Source organism: Bacillus cereus, from assembly GCF_002577405.1.
GTDB lineage: Bacteria > Bacillota > Bacilli > Bacillales > Bacillaceae_G > Bacillus_A > Bacillus_A cereus_AU.
Genome location: NZ_NULR01000005.1, coordinates 125074 through 141437, shown reverse-complemented (window position 1 = coordinate 141437; position 16364 = coordinate 125074). Strand labels below are relative to the sequence as shown.

Sequence of the window (16364 nt, the reverse complement as noted above, 5' to 3'; positions counted from 1 at the left end):
CCATATGGGAATTCGAAAGGATATGGAAGCGATATCATTATCTGAGGAGAATGAAGTACAAAGAGAATCTTTTGCTTCTAAAATTATGAATGTAAAAATCGGTGTTATACCTTTACCGTTATATGTAGTATTGGCTGCTATTATTTATGGGGCATCTGTATATAATAAATTACCAGCTGATATGATTGGTGGATTTGCAGTTATTATGATTATGGGTATTTTTTTAGGTGACATTGGGATGAGAATTCCAATTTTAAAAAATATCGGTGGTCCAGCAATTCTTTCGTTATTTGTTCCATCGTTACTTGTATTTTTTAACTGGATGAATCCAGCTTCAATGGAAGCTGCGACTATGTTAATGAAAAAATCGAACTTTTTATATTTATATATTTCTTGTTTAGTAGTTGGAAGTATTTTAGGAATGAACCGTAAAGTATTAGTACAAGGTTTCGTTCGCATGTTTATTCCTTTAGTGGTAGGGACGCTAGCTTCTATAGCAGTAGGCTTATTAGTAGGTTCACTATTTGGATTTGAAATGAAGCAGACATTCTTCTTTATCATTGTACCAATTGTGAGTGGTGGTATTGGAGAAGGGATTTTACCATTATCGTTAGCTTATGGTGATATTTTAAATGAGTCATCAGCAACATTTGTATCACAACTTATTCCTGCAGCTATTATCGGGAATATGTTTGCAATTGTGAGTGCAGGTTATATGAAGCGTTTAGGTGAGAAGAAACCTGAGCTTAGTGGTAACGGTGTATTAGTGAAAACAGACAATCAAGCAGAATTACTAAAAGAACAAAATACAGAGAAGCCAATTGACTTCTCATTAATGGGAGCAGGTTTATTAATTGCATGTACGTTCTTCATCTTTGGAGGATTCGCTTCTAAGTTCATCGGTATTCCTGGGGCAATCATTATGATTTTCTCGGCAGCACTTGTGAAGTACTTTAAATTAATGCCAGCAAAAATGGAGCAAGGAGCATTCCATTTATATAAATTTATTTCAAAAAATTTAACATGGCCGTTAATGGTCGGCTTAGGATTGCTATATATTCCGTTAAAAGATGTAGCGGCAGTTCTTTCTGTAGGATATGTTGTTGTGTGTGCATCAGTTGTTCTTACAATGGTAGCATCAGGTTTTCTTGTAGGAAAAGTGATGAAAATGTATCCTGTTGAATCAGCAATTGTAACGGGATGTCATAGTGGTTTAGGTGGAACTGGAGATGTTGCGATTCTATCAGCTTCAAATCGTATGGAATTAATGCCTTTTGCGCAAATTTCAACGCGTTTAGGCGGGGCAGCAGTGGTCGTAACAGCGACAATTTTATTAAAAATGTTTTCATGATTAACAAGCTAGCTATATTCATATAGCTAGCTTGTCAAATTAAGGGGAGATTATAAGTATGTTAGAAAATCAAATTAATGAAAGATCATTGTTATTGCATAAAGAGTTAGTAGGGAAAATTGAAATTACAAGTAAGGTGGAAGTGAATTCAGCGGATGATTTAAGCTTGACTTATACACCAGGCGTGGCGGAGTCTTGCAAAGCAATTGCAGCAGATGAGGAAGCAGCTTACGACTATACAGCACGTGGTAATATGGTAGCGGTCGTCTCAGATGGAACTGCAGTACTTGGCTTAGGGAATATTGGACCGAAAGCGGCTATGCCTGTTATGGAAGGTAAAAGTATTTTATTCAAGAAATTTGCGAATGTAGATGCATTCCCGTTATGTCTAGGAACGACGGATGTAGATGAAATCGTTACCCTTGTGAAAAATTTAGAGCCTACATTTTCAGGTATCAATTTAGAAGATATTGCAGCGCCACGTTGCTTTGAAATTGAAAAAAGATTAAAAGAAGAAACGAATATTCCTGTATTCCATGATGATCAACATGGAACAGCTATTGTCGTTTTAGCAGCTGTTATTAATGCACTAAAAGTCGTAAGTAAACAAATGGATAATGTGAAAATTGTTATTAACGGTGCTGGTTCGGCAGGAATTGCAATTGGAAAATTATTATTAAAAGCCGGTGCAAAACATATTACGTTAGTTAGCTTAGAAGGTATTGTTTGTGAAGGGGAAACATGGATGAATGAAGCGCAAATCGAAGTTTCAAAGAAAACAAATCGAGAATTCGTGCGCGGAACATTAAAGGAAGCGATTCATCAGGCTGATATTTTCATTGGTGTATCTGCCCCTAACGTATTAACGAAAGAACTTGTACAGACGATGAATGAGAAGCAAATTGTGTTTGCAATGGCGAATCCAATTCCAGAAATATTCCCAGAAGATGCATTAGCAGCTGGTGCAGCCGTAGTAGGAACTGGACGTTCTGATTACTCGAATCAAGTAAATAATGTATTGGCGTTCCCAGGAATATTCCGCGGTGCGTTAGATGTGCGAGCGACTGATATTACAGAAGAGATGAAATTAGCGGCAGCATATGGAATCGCTAACATCATTACGGATGAAGAGCTTCATGCGAGTTATGTAATTCCAAATCCATTAGATAAAAGAGTTGTTCCAAGTGTTGCAGAAGCAGTAGCAAAAGCAGCCATTGATTCAGGAGTGGCACAGATTACGAAAATGCCAAGTTATTAATAGTTAAAAGCAGTGCCTAAAAAGGCACTGCTTTTTTGAAGTAAGAAATTAAAATAATGAAGAAGTGTAGAATTATTGATGTTTCTCCACTATTCATCTCGCTATTTGCTGGCAGTAAGACTCTCGTTCAAAATTCAGCGGGTGCAAGGAAGTATATTAGTTTTATCAACTTACTCCGCAGTGATCACAAACTGATCATAATATTTTTCATTCACATATATATTTAATACCCATAATCCAGATGAAGGTAGTGACATAGTGAGAGGGAGTTCGTTTGTAGTAGAATCGATTGTATTTGAAGCAGTCCAAGTTTGTTTGGAAGTTTCTTGTTGAAAGAGTACTTGTGTTGGAGTTACAGATCCTTGTTTTAGCGCAATAATAGATAATTTTCCTGTTGGCATTTCAGGATCTAGAAAGTACCACATTATTTCATTTTGTTCATTTGCGATAATAGGGCTATCAGCCATTGCGATTTTTTCTTCGATACCTTTTAACGGTATTTTTCCTTCTACGAAAGATGGGGCTTCTTCCCAATTTACATCTTTTAAAACGCTAAGATGAAAAAAGGAAGGGGCGTTAATTTGAGAGGATGACGTTTCTAGTATTTCTTTTTTAGGTACATTTGAATCGGGTTGCACTTGCGCACAGCCAGTAATGAGAAAGGAGAAAAGTAGCATAGTTCTGATTTTTTTCATGGTGCCACACTCCTAATTTTTATTGTTAGTGTAATTGTATTTGCTAGCAGGCGGGACAATTCCTTTAAAATATAAAAAGAGGTCGTAAGTTTTGTACGACCTCTTTTGACATTTTCTATATTTGTTCAGTTGAATAGGCTGGCTCGCGCTCTTTTTGAGGAACTGTTAAGAAAATAACAGAAAGAACGATACATACGCCGCCTAGTAATTGATATGCTCCAAAAGATTCATTAAGCCAAGCGATTGAAACGATGGCTGCTACAAGTGGTTCAATACTAGATAAAATACTTGTTTCTGTTGCTGCTAAATATTTAAGGCTACCGATATAAAGAAGGAAAGAAAGAGTGCCACTTATAATGATAAGAATAAGCATAGAAAAAGTTTGGAGTGTGAAAGTTTGCGGAATTTGATTCCACCCAAAGGAACGATTACAAATAAGAAGTGCGATCCCTCCAATTAACATCCCCCAGCCAATTACTAAAGTTGTTCCACATTCTTTAATAAGGGAAGCCGGATGAAGGGTATAAAATGCAAATCCAATTGCTGTTAATAGGCCAAAAATAATGGCTTCTTTAGATAAAACAATATTTTCAATTGAACCGTTTGTAATAATGAAGTATGTCCCTGTCAATGCGGTTATAATTGCGAGCATTTGCATAGAAGCAGGGAATTTCTTTTGTTCAAAGGCAACATAAATGGTAATAAGAACAGGACCTAGAAATTGAAATAGTGTTGCTGTAACCGCATTACTAATATGAACGGTTTCGATAAAAGCGTATTGCGCACCAAGCATGCCGAGAATAGAGAAAATAATAAGTTGTATAGATTGTCTAGGATGTTTCCAAATCTGGAATATGTTTTGTTTCTTTATAAGTAAGAAAGACAAAATAAATATTCCTGCAAGCAACAAGCGAATTGTTAAAAAATCAATTGATGATACGTTAGTATGTTGAAATAGCCACTGAATCATCGGGCCAGACAATCCCCATAATGTAGCTCCCGTAATAATCATGATGAGTCCAATACGTCTACTATTGTTCACTATCATGCATCTCCTCTCTAGTATTTGATTTTTTATGTGTGACATGATAAAAGGAATTATATATAAAATCTGGTACTGTAAAAAGTATCAGATTTTAGTTTTATTAAGGGGTCAGATATTATGTTAGAATTAACGCCTAATTTAAATACGCAAAGTAAAATCGCGTTGTATGTGCAATTGTATGAGTATATAAAAAAAGAGATTAAAGATGGAACGATTCCAGCTTTTACGAAATTACCGGCTAAAAGAAAGCTGGCGATATATTTACAAGTAAGTAAAAATACAGTAGAAGCGGCGTACGAGCAATTACTTGCAGAAGGGTATATTGAGTCAATTTCGAGAAAAGGTTACTTCGTGTGTAAAATTGAACAAATGATTCATGTAGAAGGAAGCGAAGATTGGATAGCGGAAATACCCTTTCGGGAGAGGGGTTATACATTTGATTTCACACAAACAGGAGTCGATACGAATACTTTTCCATTCAATATGTACCGAAAACTTATAAATGACGTATGGCAGCCATACAATAATGAGTTGCTCTTTCTTGGTCACCCACAAGGAGAAGTAAGCTTAAGAGAAGAAATTGCAAAGTATTTGTATGAATCTAGAGGTGTGCGTTGTTCAGCTAGTCAAATTGTATTAGGAGCGGGTACGCAAATATTAGTAAAGTTACTTTTTCAGTTATTACAGGGAAGCTGTTATGCAGTCGAAAATCCAGGGTATCATAGGAAAATGGTTGTTTTTGAACAGGGAGAAAAAAGCGTTCAGATGTTATCTTTAGATAAGGATGGAATTTGTATTGCAGATTTAGAGAATAGTGATGCGAATGTTGTATTTGTTACACCGTCTCATCAGTTCCCGTATGGAATGATTATGCCTATTACGAGAAGGATGCAGCTTTTACAATGGGCGAAGAAAGAAGAAGGTAGGTATATTATTGAAGATGATTACGATAGCGAATTTCGCTATTCAGGAAAGCCAATACCTGCACTGCAAGGGCTAGATGCAGATGGGAAAGTTATTTATATGGGGACGCTATCGAAAGCATTGTTACCATCGTTACGAATGAGCTATATGGTATTACCAAAGAAACTGATTAAAAAGTATCAAAAGCAGTATTTGTTTTATACACAAAGTGTTTCAAGAATAGACCAAGAAGTGATTAGAAAGTTTTTAAATGAAGGGCATTTTGAAAAACATATTCATAAAATGCGTGTCGTCTATCGAAAGAAGAGAGATCGACTTGTTTTTGAAATAGAAAAGTATTTCTCAAATCGTGTGGAAGTGATAGGAGAAGATTCGGGGTTACACATTTTATTAAAGGTGCATAATGGAATGAGCGAAGAAGAATTAATTAAAGAAGCCACGAAGCATCGTATTAAAATATATCCTGTTTCTACGTACTATAAAGATGGTACCGCACCTGAAAATGTAGTTCTACTTGGATTTGCAACTTTATCAGAAGAAGAACTTGCAAAAGCGATTCAATTATTAAATATGGCATGGTTTATAAGACAGTAAAAAACATCCTCATATATGAGAGGATGTTTTTTGTTATTTATTTTCATCTAGGAATAAGACCATATGCTCTTCATCCCAATATTGTCCGTTATATTTCAGTGAACGCTCTTGTACACCAAATGTTTTAAAGCCCAATGACTCATAAAGTTTCTTTGCACCATCGTTTCCGACTACAACATCAAGCATAACTTGTTCTACTTCTAAAGATTTAGCAAGCTCAAGACATTCTTTAATAAGTGCTTTTCCTGCTCCAAGTCCGCGTGCTTTTGGAGAGACATATACAGAACCGATTTTAGCTTTATGTTCTTGTTTTACATATGGTTTCGTTTCCAGCGTTGCCACTCCGATTAATTGGCCATCTTTAAATGCACCTAGTGTATAGTTTTCGTCTTGTGCTAATTTTTGCGCTTTATATTCAATAGCACACTCTTTATTAATAATATCTTCATAAGAAGAACTGAAAGCTTCAGGGTTTTGCTTTAATCCTTCTACGCGAAGTTCTAAGTAAATTTCTGCTTCATCTTTTGTTAATACGTGGATATCCAATTATATCACCCTCCAAATCTTTGACAAATGTACCTTTATTTTATATTGAAATAAGAATAATTTCAAAAGCTTAGCTTATATGAGCTGGTTTTATGAACAAAATAACACCAGTAGTGTTTACTACTACTGGTGTTTTCACACACTTATTATTCACAAGGTAGTTTGATTATAAAGGTTGTTCCTGCTCCTAATTCGCTTGTTGCTTGAATGGAACCGTTGTGCAATTCTACGATTTCCTTTGCAACAGCCAGTCCGATACCTTTTCCTCCAGTAGCTCTTGTTCTGGATTTATCAACGCGGTAAAAACGATCAAAAATATGCGGGATATCTTCTTCTGGAATACCTTCCCCTTCATCTTGTACACTTATTGTGAAATGATCTGATTCAGTTAGTACACGTATTGTTATAGTAGTGTTTTCTGGTGAATGCTGATAAGCATTATGCAATAAATTTAACATCACTTGCTCCATACGTCTTTCGTCTATACACGCTTCTAAATCATCTTTGCAGTATACATGAAGTTGCATTTGTTTGTTCGTTAATGTTGTTTTTGTTTTTTCAACCATGCGTTCTAAAAATGGTTGAAGAAGCATTTTTTGTTTTTTTATAACAAACTGGTGTTGTTCTAATTGTACAAGCATAAATAAATCTTGTACGAGATCGGTTACACTATCTGTTTCGTCTTCAATGATTTGTAAGTATTCTTCGCGTTCTTCTTTCGTTAGAGAATCTCTTTTTGCTACCTTTGCATAACCTTTCATATAGGTTAATGGAGTTAATAACTCGTGAGCAACACTAGCGAGAAATTCATTGCGTTCTTTTTTCATATACGTAAGCTCACTAGATAACTCTTCAATCGTTTTTGCTAAGCTTCCAAGTTCATCATTTCGTTTAATTCCTAATTGAATTGGTTTGTTTAATTTTGATATTTTCTCTGTTGCTCTCTTCATTTTTATAAGCGGTTCTGTAATAACGCGTGAGAAAACAAAGACAGAAATAGTTGTTAAAATAATTGTCAAAATACTAATGATAAGAAATTGATTCATGAGTTTAAGTAACATATCTTCTAAGAAGGATGTTTTTAATAACATATGTAAGTTACCTTGAAATCCTTTTATTTCAAGTGGGCTTACTGTTGAGATGAATTTTGATTTTTTCCAGTTTCCATCTACTATTAATCCATTTTTGGGAACATGTTTTGTTTTACAATTAAGATGTTTTTGCATTTCTTTCGTTACGGGTTCTGAGGTGGAAATAATTTTGCCGTTATTGTCAGTTATAATGATAGTTATATCAGAGTTAGCGATTAATTCGGATTCAATTAACTCTTCAGCCGCATGCTCGATAGTGAAATCTTGATACACCGGTCGTTTATGGCGATCATTGTACTGTTGTGGTTGTTGTTTAGAATACTCATTCCATTTTGCTCGTTTTTCAATCTTACTACGATACCGATTGCCTTTTTCTAAAAGAGCGAGTGTTTCCTCTTCAACTCGCATTTTTGAAATACTTTTGTAAAAAGATACGAAAGCAATGGTTTCAATACATAAAGCTAATATTAAAAAGTATGTCCCAATTTTAAGGGAAAGTTTGCTCATTTTCTCACCGTACCTTATTTCATATAAAGTGAAATTTTAATTAGAGGATTCTACGGATTATTATCCCGCATCAATCGGACACTTATTGCCCATTGATGCAGGATAAAGGGTCAGTGGTATACTATCGTCCACTGACCGAAGTAATTATTCACCTTTCCATTTATATCCGACCTTATAGACAGTTTCTAAGTAATTTTCAACTGGAAATCCTTTTTTGCGTAATTTATCACGGATATTACGAATATGTGAATCGATCGTTCTATATTCGATGTCTGTTTCATAGCCCCAAATTTTTCCGATTAAATCATCTCGGCTGTAAGCACGGTTTGTATTTTGTAAAAATAGTCCAAGTAATGAGAATTCGATAGGAGTTAGCGAGATCTTTTCGTCATAAACTGTGACAGTATGTTTCGTTTTATCCCACTCAATACCATCGAAGCTAACAAATCCATCGTTCTTTGTACGACGTAATATAGCCTCAATTCGTGCGACTAATACATGTTCATCAAATGGTTTTGTAATATAGTCATCTGCTCCCATCGTAAGTCCTTTAACCATATCGTAATTTTGATTACGAGCTGTTAGCATAATGATTGGAACGTTGGAAATTTGCCGGATTTGATAGCAAGCCTCCCAGCCATCCATAGTTGGCATCATAACGTCTAACAAAATAATATCGAAGTCTTTTTGTTCGATTAATTTTAGTGCTTCAAGGCCAGAAGTAGCTTTCATACAAAAATAACCGCGAGGACTTAAGAACAGATCTAATAATCGTAACATACGTTCTTCATCGTCTACTAATAAAATTTTCACCATAATCTTGTGCACCCCAAACTATTCATTCTACTTGTATAGTTTACATGAAAATAATAAAAAACTCTTTTTATGTGATTGAATGGAAGGCTGATTTTTTGCCTCAAAGCAATTGACATAAAAAATGCACTAGTTTTGCACAACTATTTTTTATAATAGAAAACGTAGCGACACAAAATACCCTATGTTGCGACATAACGTCATGTCATTTTATTTATAAAATGACAATTCCATTCTATTGTGTATGTGAGATAGAGAGGGTTTTCGTATTCACCTCGCATCGGATAAGAAAAATTTCCTATCTCACACTTTTTTTAAAAGGGGATTATACACATGAATCAAAAAGAAGAAATTTCAAAAAAAGAAAAGCAAGATCGTAATACGGTTGTAATGTGTGTTGCCGTATCTATGGTTATTATTATAAGTTGCGTAAATAAATTTTTAGGGATTTTATAATATATAAAAGCTGATTGCTTATTAACAAGCAATCAGCTTTTTTTATTTTATGTAGGTAAATACTTAGTAGGGACGGACATTTCCTCACTAAGTATAGTTTCAAGGGAATAGTTCTATATAATAAACCAAGGTAAAATTGCTAAACCAGAAGTTACAATCGCTGTAGTAAATATTAAACATATAGCTCGTTTGTTTTGTTTCATGTCACATTCTCCTCTACATATCAATTGAATGCTATACGGTCATTTAATGATCAGTGCCTTACTAATTAAAGTTTCACTTTATATTTTTAGTATAATGAATGGCAAGGATTGGTACGATCGATAAAGGTGACATGAAGATTACATTGTTGTAATGAAAAAAGCATCTTTTTTAATAAGAAGATGCTTTTGGAAAATTTATAGTGAGATATTAATCATTTAAGAATAAAGCCATATGTTCTTCGTCCCAATATTGACCATTGTGTTTTAAAGAACGTTCTTGTACGCCGTACGTTTGGAAACCTAATGACTCATATAATTTTTTTGCGGCAGCGTTACCAACGACAACATCGAGCATAAGTTGTTCTACATTTAATTTATCGGCATTTTCAATAATTGCTTTAATTAGAGCTCGTCCTGCACCAAGACCACGCGCTTTTGGAGAAACAAAAACGGAGCCGATTTTTGCTTTATGTTCTTGTTTAATGAATGGTTTTGTTTCCAAAGTAGCAATACCGATTAAATCGTTATCCTTGAAAACACCTAGAGTATACTTATCCGGATTACTTAATCGTTTTGCCATGGCAGATACAGGATCTTCATGTTTAAGAACATCTTCATAAGAAGAGCTAAAAGCTTCAGGGTTCTTTATTAAACCTTCCATACAAACTTTTAAATATATTTCTGCGTCCTCTGTTGTTAATAAGCGAATTTCCATAGTTGTAACCTCCCTGGTGGATTTCAAATAAATCCATTATTTTTATAAGATTGAGTATGTGTTTTGTTAGCGGTCTCTTTTAATTTGTAAAAGAATGAAAAGATATATGCTACAATGTTTTGTTTTAATTATGTAATGAAATTATATATTAACTTCATTAACTATTCAAGTTTTTAATATATTACATTTTTATAACTAAAATAACTCCTCGATTGAGGAGTTATTTTAGTTATTCGATCGATAACCATCAATTCGCTATGGATGTGTGTAAATATTACAAGATTCACTTCTAATAAATCCGACGACTGTAATGTCTAAATCATGAACAAGATAGTAGATTGTTTTGGTTATTATTGTATCTGTACGATATAATAGAGAGGTAGAATAGTCACATTTTTAAGCTTTCGTAGCTATACCTTATAACATCTAGAATCGACTTCATAAGACAGTATTTCAACAGAGCGTTTCAAAAATATGTATAGTAATGCGTTTTTGAAAACGGATTCATAATCGCGTTGTACAGTTGGTTGTAAGGAGAGGGGAAACTATGGCAGAACAGATAGTCCGTGTAACCATTGACGGTAAAGAATTTTCCGCATCAGGTGAAAAGACGATACTACAATTATTTAACGAGAGTAACTTGGAACATCCTCAAATTTGCCATGTACCAGAAGTAGATCCAATTCAAACTTGTGATACATGTATTGTAGAAGTAGATGGGAAGTTAATGCGTGCTTGTTCAACGAAGCTAGAGAATGGTATGCATATTGAAAGGCAGTCCCAGCGTGCAAAAGAGGCACAGACTGAGGCGATGGATCGAATATTAGAGAACCATTTATTGTATTGTACCGTATGTGATAACAATAACGGTAATTGTAAAGTTCATAATACAGTACATATGATGGGAATTGAAGAACAGAAATATCCATATGAACCGAAAGTAAGTGCGTGTGAAGTGGATATGTCACATCCGTTTTATCGGTATGATCCAAATCAATGTATTGCTTGTGGACAGTGTGTAGAAGTATGTCAAAACTTACAGGTCAATGAAACTATATCGATAGATTGGAGCTTAGACCGCCCACGTGTTATTTGGGACAGTGGTGTAAGTATAAACGACTCATCTTGTGTGAGTTGTGGACAGTGTGTAACAGTATGTCCGTGTAATGCGTTAATGGAAAAAACAATGCTAGGTGAAGCTGGGTTCATGACTGGATTGAAACCAGATGTGTTAGATCCGATGATTGATTTTGTAAAAGATGTAGAGCCTGGATATAGCAGTATTTTAGCAGTTTCAGAAGTAGAATCTGCTATGCGTAAGACGAAGGTTAATAAAACAAAAACGGTTTGTACATTTTGTGGTGTCGGTTGTTCATTCGAAGTATGGACGAAAGACCGTCACATTTTAAAAGTACAACCTGTTTCGGATGCACCGGTTAACGGTATTTCCACATGTGTAAAAGGCAAATTTGGATGGGACTTTGTAAACAGTGAAGATCGAATTACGAAGCCATTAATTCGCCAAGGAGATATGTTTTTTGAAGCTTCTTGGGAAGAGGCTCTTGAAGTTGTTGCCTCTAATATGCAACATATTAAATCAGAATATGGCAGCGATGCATTTGGGTTTATTTCTTCTTCAAAAGTAACGAATGAAGAGAATTATCTTATGCAAAAACTAGCTCGACAAATATATGGAACAAATAATGTAGATAATTGTTCGCGTTATTGTCAGTCCCCAGCGACAGACGGTTTATTTAAAACTGTCGGTATGGGCGGGGATGCTGGAACAGTGAAAGATATCGCTGAAGCAGGTCTTGTTATTATTGTTGGTGCAAATCCAACAGAAGGACATCCTGTACTTGCAACAAGAGTAAAGCGTGCTCATAAATTGCACGAACAAAAATTAATTGTAGCAGACCTTCGTAAACACGAAATGGCAGAGCGTGCGGATTTATTTATTCATCCGCGTCAAGGAACGGATTACGTATGGCTTGCTGGTATTACGAAATATATTATTGATCAAGATTGGCATGATAAAAAGTTCTTAGCCGAAAATGTGAAGAACTTTGATGAATATAGCAAAATGCTAGAAAAATATACGCTTGATTATACAGAGGAAATTACGGGTATTTCTAAAGCTCAGTTAAAAGAAATGGCTCGTATGGTATATGAAGCGGATGGTACTTGTGTACTTTGGGGAATGGGTGTAACTCAAAATACAGGAGGGAGTACAACGTCAGCAGCGATTTCAAATTTACTTCTCGTTACGGGTAACTACCGTCGTCCTGGTGCAGGTGCATATCCATTACGCGGACATAATAACGTACAAGGTGCTTGTGATATGGCAACATTACCAAACTGGCTTCCAGGTTACCAAGCAATTTCAGATGATACGCTTCGTGCAAAATTTGAAAAAGCATACGGTACTACAATTCCGAAAGCACCAGGATTAAATAATATTGCAATGTTACTTGCAGCGGAAGAAGGAAAACTGCGTGGTATGTATGTTATGGGAGAAGAAATGGCTTTAGTAGATTCGAATGCGAATCATGTACAACATATTTTATCGAATCTAGATTTCCTTGTTGTGCAAGATATGTTCTTATCAAAAACAGCTCGTTTTGCTGATGTTATTTTACCGGCAGCACCAAGTTTAGAAAAAGAAGGAACATTTACGAATACAGAGCGCCGTATTCAAAGGTTGTATGAAGTATTGAAGCCACTCGGTGATTCTAAGCCAGATTGGTGGATTTTACAAAAAGTAGCTCGTGCACTTGGCGGGGATTGGAATTATGAAAGTCCAAGTGAAATTATGGATGAAATTGCATCACTTGCACCATTATACTCTCAAGCAACGTACGACCGCCTAGAAGGCTGGAATAGTTTATGTTGGGGGAGCCATGATGGTAGCGATACACCGCTATTATATGTAGATGGATTTAACTTCCCAGATAAACTTGCTCGTCTGTCATTAGATGAATGGGTACCACCGGTTGTAGCGCCAGATGAGTATGATTTACTCTTAAATAATGGACGTATGTTAGAACATTTCCATGAAGGGAATATGACGAATAAATCGGCTGGTATTTTATCTAAAGTATCTGAAGTGTTCGTTGAAATCTCGCCGGAACTTGCCCTAGAGCGCAATGTGAAAGATGGTGGTCTTGTAGAATTAGCATCACCATTTGGGAAAATTAAAGTACAGGCACTTGTTACAGATCGTGTAACGGGGAAAGAGCTATATTTACCGATGCATGCAACGGTAAATGAAGAGGCAATCAATATTTTAACTGGAACGGCGACAGATCTTTATACGTGTACACCAGCGTACAAACAAACGATGGTAAAGATGCGTGTACTACGTGAAAAAGGGAATCGTCCGTTACCATCTTCAAACCCGAGAGATAAAAAGCGTAATCCGCAAAACGGTGTTGAAATTGAGCAAAAGTGGCAAAGAAAACAATACGTATCACTTGTGGACTAGGGGGCGGAGATAGTGGCGAAAGAAATTACTTTAATTAAAAAGAAAGTTGTAACAGAAGAAGAACAGAAACAGCAATTAGCAGAAGAACTATTCGCTGAATTAGCGAATAATCGTGAAGCAGTCGAGGAAACGATGCAGTTACTAGCGCAATTACAAAAAGCCGGTATTTTAGATGCAGCGATTAGTTTACTTGCTGCGAAAGAAGATGTTTCGAAAATCGCTGTAGAGCAATTAAATCGTGAACCAGTGAAAAATGCATTAAATAATATGATGGGAGCAGGAGAAGCGTTGTCTTCAGTGGACCCAGAAATAACGAAACAAATAGCATCTAGTTTAGTCACTGGATTACAATTTGCAACGGATGAATTAAATAATGGAAAAAAAACAAAGGTAATGGATTTCTTTAAGGTATTAAAAGATCCCGATATCAATAGAGCAATTACATTTGGTTTTAGCTTTTTAAAAGCATTCGGGCAAGGGCTAGAGAAAAAATAGAGAAAAAATAGAGAAAATGAAAAAAGTGATGGGAAGTAGCCATCACTTTTTTCGTTGTATGTATAAGAGTGTTCACGTTAAGCGGAATATATTATTATTAAAAGATGGATTGGAACTGGAAATGTGGAATCCATCTCAAATACCGTTTTAGAATTTGGAGGAATATATGCAACACCGTAAAAAACTATCTATACCAGGAGTAATGGGACATTCCTTTCAAACAGTTAGATTTGCTTTTTGGAATGTATTAACCTTTCAACTTGCTTATAAATTATTAGCAGCGATTGTATTTGTCCCGCTATTTGGGATCATTTTTAATAAGTTATTGTATTTTGCTGGTTATGCAAATGCAACGAACGATGAATTATTAGCGTTTTTAAAGACACCATACGGCATCTTGGCAATCGTAATTTTGTCATTGTTAGCACTGTTTCTTATTTTTACGGAATTTGCGGTACTTATTATTATTTCGTATTTTGCTCATAAAAGACAAAAGGTGAAACTACGTCCGATTTTATATAAAACGGTAACGTATTTACCTACTCTTTTCACATATTGCTTACCAGGATTTATTTTATATGCTGTCGTATTGTTACCTCTTTTAAATATGGGGTATGAAACAGCATTAATCCCGCAAATTCAAATTCCTAACTTTATTACAGGAGAACTATTTAAGACAACGATGGGGCAAGTGGGTTATTACACGTTCTTTGCTGTAGTTGCGTATTTGAACCTTCGTTGGATTTTTGTATTACCTATTGTCGTTCTAGAGCAAAAGCCATTTCGTATGGCAGCACGTAAAAGTGCAGTTTTAGTAAAAGAAAGCTTTTTTAAAGTATTGTTCTTTTTAGTAGGATTTTTTATTTCAATAGGGATCGTGTATAGTGTGTTTTTTGGAATGTATTTATTGTGTCTATGGGGCGTGTATGAGTTTACGAATCCGCAGGGAACATTTGCGTTATTAGCTGAATCAACAATCTCTGTATTTTTAACGAGTACATTGTATTTATTTAGTTTTATCGTGACACCGTTTTATATTATGGCGATTACACGATTGTATTTACAAAAGGTTCCCGTCGAAGATGTTTTACTAGAAGAAGGGTTAGATTATTCAAAATCGAAAGCAGATAAATGTTTCTTCCAAAAACATCGATGGAAATTTATTGGTGTATATATTGTAGGGATTATTACTGCTGGAATGGTCGTTGCCTTCATTGTAACGTTTATTTCAAACTCGTATAAAGAACCGATTATTATGGCACACCGCGGGTATATATCAAAAGGGGTAGAAAATACGAAAGAAGCTGTGCAAGGTGCTATTGATGCAAAGGCAGACTACGCTGAAATAGATGTATTACAAACAAAAGATGGTGAACTAGCGGTTATACATGATTTGAAGTTAAAACGTCTTGCCAATGCCAATGTGCATGTGTCAGATTTAACGATGGATGAGTTAAGGCAGCTTACTCTTAGTCAAGATGGGTTCACAGGGGAAGTTAGTACATTAGATGAGATTATTAAGCTTTCAAAAAATAAAATAAAACTCAATATAGAAGTGAAGCTTCACGGTAATGAGAAGGATTTCGTAAATAAAGTATTAAAAACAATTAAAGATAATGACTTTGAGAAACAATGCGTTATTCAAACATTACATTATCCCCTCATAAAAGAGTTTAAGCGTGCAAATCCAGATATAAAAGTAGGATATATACTGTATGCAAGTAGAGCTAACTTAAAGAATGTGAAGGCTGATTTTTATGTAGCAGAAGAATACATGTTAAATAAAAAATTAGTAAAAGAAGCAAGGAAATTAAATAAGCCGATTTACGTATGGACAGTAAATGATATGGAAAGTTTAAAGGCATATTATAAGTTAAACGTAGATGGTATCATTACCGATTACCCTGAAGATGCACGTGAAACAATTAAGATGTTAAAAGAGCAAGAAGCGGAAGAAAGTGATTTGTTTGATAAAATTACTGAAACGACAGATGATTTATTTTCAAAGTTATTTATAAGTTACCCAGCTGCTAGCTAAATGCTAGCAGCTGTTTTTTTGTGAAAAGAATATATCTCTAAAGTATTGAGTGAAGTGATAACTGTATATGTATACGTTGTCATTGGGGTTTCTTACATCGCTACATTATTGTCAAATAATAAATGATTGCTGTTTATTTTGAAGAAGTA

The 16364-nt window shown here is 35.1% G+C and carries 13 protein-coding genes; 7 read left to right on the top strand and 6 right to left on the bottom strand.

Features of this window, described 5'->3' with window-relative positions:
• Positions 1-4 precede the first annotated feature (4 nt).
• Together COC96_RS07990 and COC96_RS07985 are read left to right on the top strand one after the other, a co-directional pair.
• The gene (locus tag COC96_RS07990) at positions 5-1351 is read left to right on the top strand and encodes a 2-hydroxycarboxylate transporter family protein (RefSeq protein WP_000512840.1); all 1347 of its coding nucleotides are present in this window, start codon (positions 5-7) and stop codon (positions 1349-1351) included.
• A 58-nt stretch (positions 1352-1409) separates the two neighbouring features.
• Positions 1410-2609, top strand: a complete 1200-nt coding sequence (locus tag COC96_RS07985) for an NAD(P)-dependent malic enzyme (RefSeq protein ID WP_098269274.1) — start codon at positions 1410-1412, stop codon at positions 2607-2609.
• A gap of 170 nt (positions 2610-2779) precedes the next feature.
• Here COC96_RS07985 and COC96_RS07980 read toward each other — a convergent pair whose 3' ends face one another.
• Positions 2780-3304: a DUF4871 domain-containing protein gene (locus COC96_RS07980; RefSeq protein WP_098269273.1), complete on the bottom strand. Its 525-nt coding sequence runs from the start codon at positions 3302-3304 to the stop codon at positions 2780-2782.
• Positions 3305-3419: 115 nt separating this feature from the next.
• On the bottom strand, positions 3420-4346 hold the full coding sequence (locus tag COC96_RS07975; RefSeq protein ID WP_098269272.1) for a DMT family transporter: 927 nt from the start codon (positions 4344-4346) through the stop codon (positions 3420-3422).
• A gap of 120 nt (positions 4347-4466) precedes the next feature.
• Between COC96_RS07975 and pdxR the strand changes: the two genes are divergently transcribed.
• A complete protein-coding gene (pdxR, locus tag COC96_RS07970; protein ID WP_098768632.1) occupies positions 4467-5867 on the top strand; it encodes a MocR-like pyridoxine biosynthesis transcription factor PdxR in 1401 nt (466 codons plus the stop codon).
• Positions 5868-5900: 33 nt separating this feature from the next.
• Here pdxR and COC96_RS07965 read toward each other — a convergent pair whose 3' ends face one another.
• From COC96_RS07965 to COC96_RS07955, 3 genes are all read right to left on the bottom strand, one after another.
• Complete coding sequence (locus tag COC96_RS07965; RefSeq protein ID WP_000351216.1) at positions 5901-6413, bottom strand: GNAT family N-acetyltransferase; 513 nt, start codon at positions 6411-6413, stop codon at positions 5901-5903.
• Between the two features lie 146 nt (positions 6414-6559).
• Positions 6560-8011, bottom strand: coding sequence for a HAMP domain-containing sensor histidine kinase (locus COC96_RS07960; RefSeq protein ID WP_098269270.1), 1452 nt, complete (start codon positions 8009-8011; stop codon positions 6560-6562).
• A 144-nt stretch (positions 8012-8155) separates the two neighbouring features.
• A complete protein-coding gene (locus tag COC96_RS07955) occupies positions 8156-8827 on the bottom strand; it encodes a response regulator transcription factor (RefSeq protein WP_098269269.1) in 672 nt (223 codons plus the stop codon).
• A 330-nt stretch (positions 8828-9157) separates the two neighbouring features.
• On the opposite strand from COC96_RS07955, the gene COC96_RS27960 reads away from it, so the two are divergent.
• Positions 9158-9280, top strand: coding sequence for a hypothetical protein (locus COC96_RS27960; RefSeq protein WP_097903170.1), 123 nt, complete (start codon positions 9158-9160; stop codon positions 9278-9280).
• Positions 9281-9691: 411 nt separating this feature from the next.
• Here COC96_RS27960 and COC96_RS07945 read toward each other — a convergent pair whose 3' ends face one another.
• On the bottom strand, positions 9692-10198 hold the full coding sequence (locus COC96_RS07945) for a GNAT family N-acetyltransferase (protein WP_097903169.1): 507 nt from the start codon (positions 10196-10198) through the stop codon (positions 9692-9694).
• A gap of 547 nt (positions 10199-10745) precedes the next feature.
• Here COC96_RS07945 and fdhF point away from each other — a divergent pair.
• The 3 genes from fdhF to COC96_RS07930 all read left to right on the top strand — a co-directional run bounded on the left by fdhF (position 10746) and on the right by COC96_RS07930 (position 16215).
• Positions 10746-13682: a formate dehydrogenase subunit alpha gene (gene fdhF, locus COC96_RS07940; protein WP_098768631.1), complete on the top strand. Its 2937-nt coding sequence runs from the start codon at positions 10746-10748 to the stop codon at positions 13680-13682.
• 12 nt (positions 13683-13694) lie between these two features.
• Positions 13695-14177, top strand: coding sequence for a DUF1641 domain-containing protein (locus COC96_RS07935; protein ID WP_098768630.1), 483 nt, complete (start codon positions 13695-13697; stop codon positions 14175-14177).
• Between the two features lie 166 nt (positions 14178-14343).
• Positions 14344-16215 carry a glycerophosphoryl diester phosphodiesterase membrane domain-containing protein gene (locus COC96_RS07930; RefSeq protein ID WP_098768629.1) on the top strand — a complete coding sequence of 624 codons (1872 nt, stop codon included), beginning with the start codon at positions 14344-14346 and terminating at the stop codon, positions 16213-16215.
• Positions 16216-16364 lie beyond the last annotated feature (149 nt).

What these genes read in the sequence shown, in the direction of transcription:
- COC96_RS07955 (WP_098269269.1), bottom strand. Translation starts at nt 8,827, where the DNA reads ATGGTGAAAATTTTATTAGTAGACGATGAAGAACGTATGTTACGATTA.
- COC96_RS27960 (WP_097903170.1), top strand. Translation starts at nt 9,158, where the DNA reads ATGAATCAAAAAGAAGAAATTTCAAAAAAAGAAAAGCAAGATCGTAAT.
- pdxR (WP_098768632.1), top strand. Translation starts at nt 4,467, where the DNA reads ATGTTAGAATTAACGCCTAATTTAAATACGCAAAGTAAAATCGCGTTG.
- COC96_RS07980 (WP_098269273.1), bottom strand. Translation starts at nt 3,304, where the DNA reads ATGAAAAAAATCAGAACTATGCTACTTTTCTCCTTTCTCATTACTGGC.
- fdhF (WP_098768631.1), top strand. Translation starts at nt 10,746, where the DNA reads ATGGCAGAACAGATAGTCCGTGTAACCATTGACGGTAAAGAATTTTCC.
- COC96_RS07990 (WP_000512840.1), top strand. Translation starts at nt 5, where the DNA reads ATGGGAATTCGAAAGGATATGGAAGCGATATCATTATCTGAGGAGAAT.
- COC96_RS07930 (WP_098768629.1), top strand. Translation starts at nt 14,344, where the DNA reads ATGCAACACCGTAAAAAACTATCTATACCAGGAGTAATGGGACATTCC.
- COC96_RS07985 (WP_098269274.1), top strand. Translation starts at nt 1,410, where the DNA reads ATGTTAGAAAATCAAATTAATGAAAGATCATTGTTATTGCATAAAGAG.
- COC96_RS07945 (WP_097903169.1), bottom strand. Translation starts at nt 10,198, where the DNA reads ATGGAAATTCGCTTATTAACAACAGAGGACGCAGAAATATATTTAAAA.
- COC96_RS07960 (WP_098269270.1), bottom strand. Translation starts at nt 8,011, where the DNA reads ATGAGCAAACTTTCCCTTAAAATTGGGACATACTTTTTAATATTAGCT.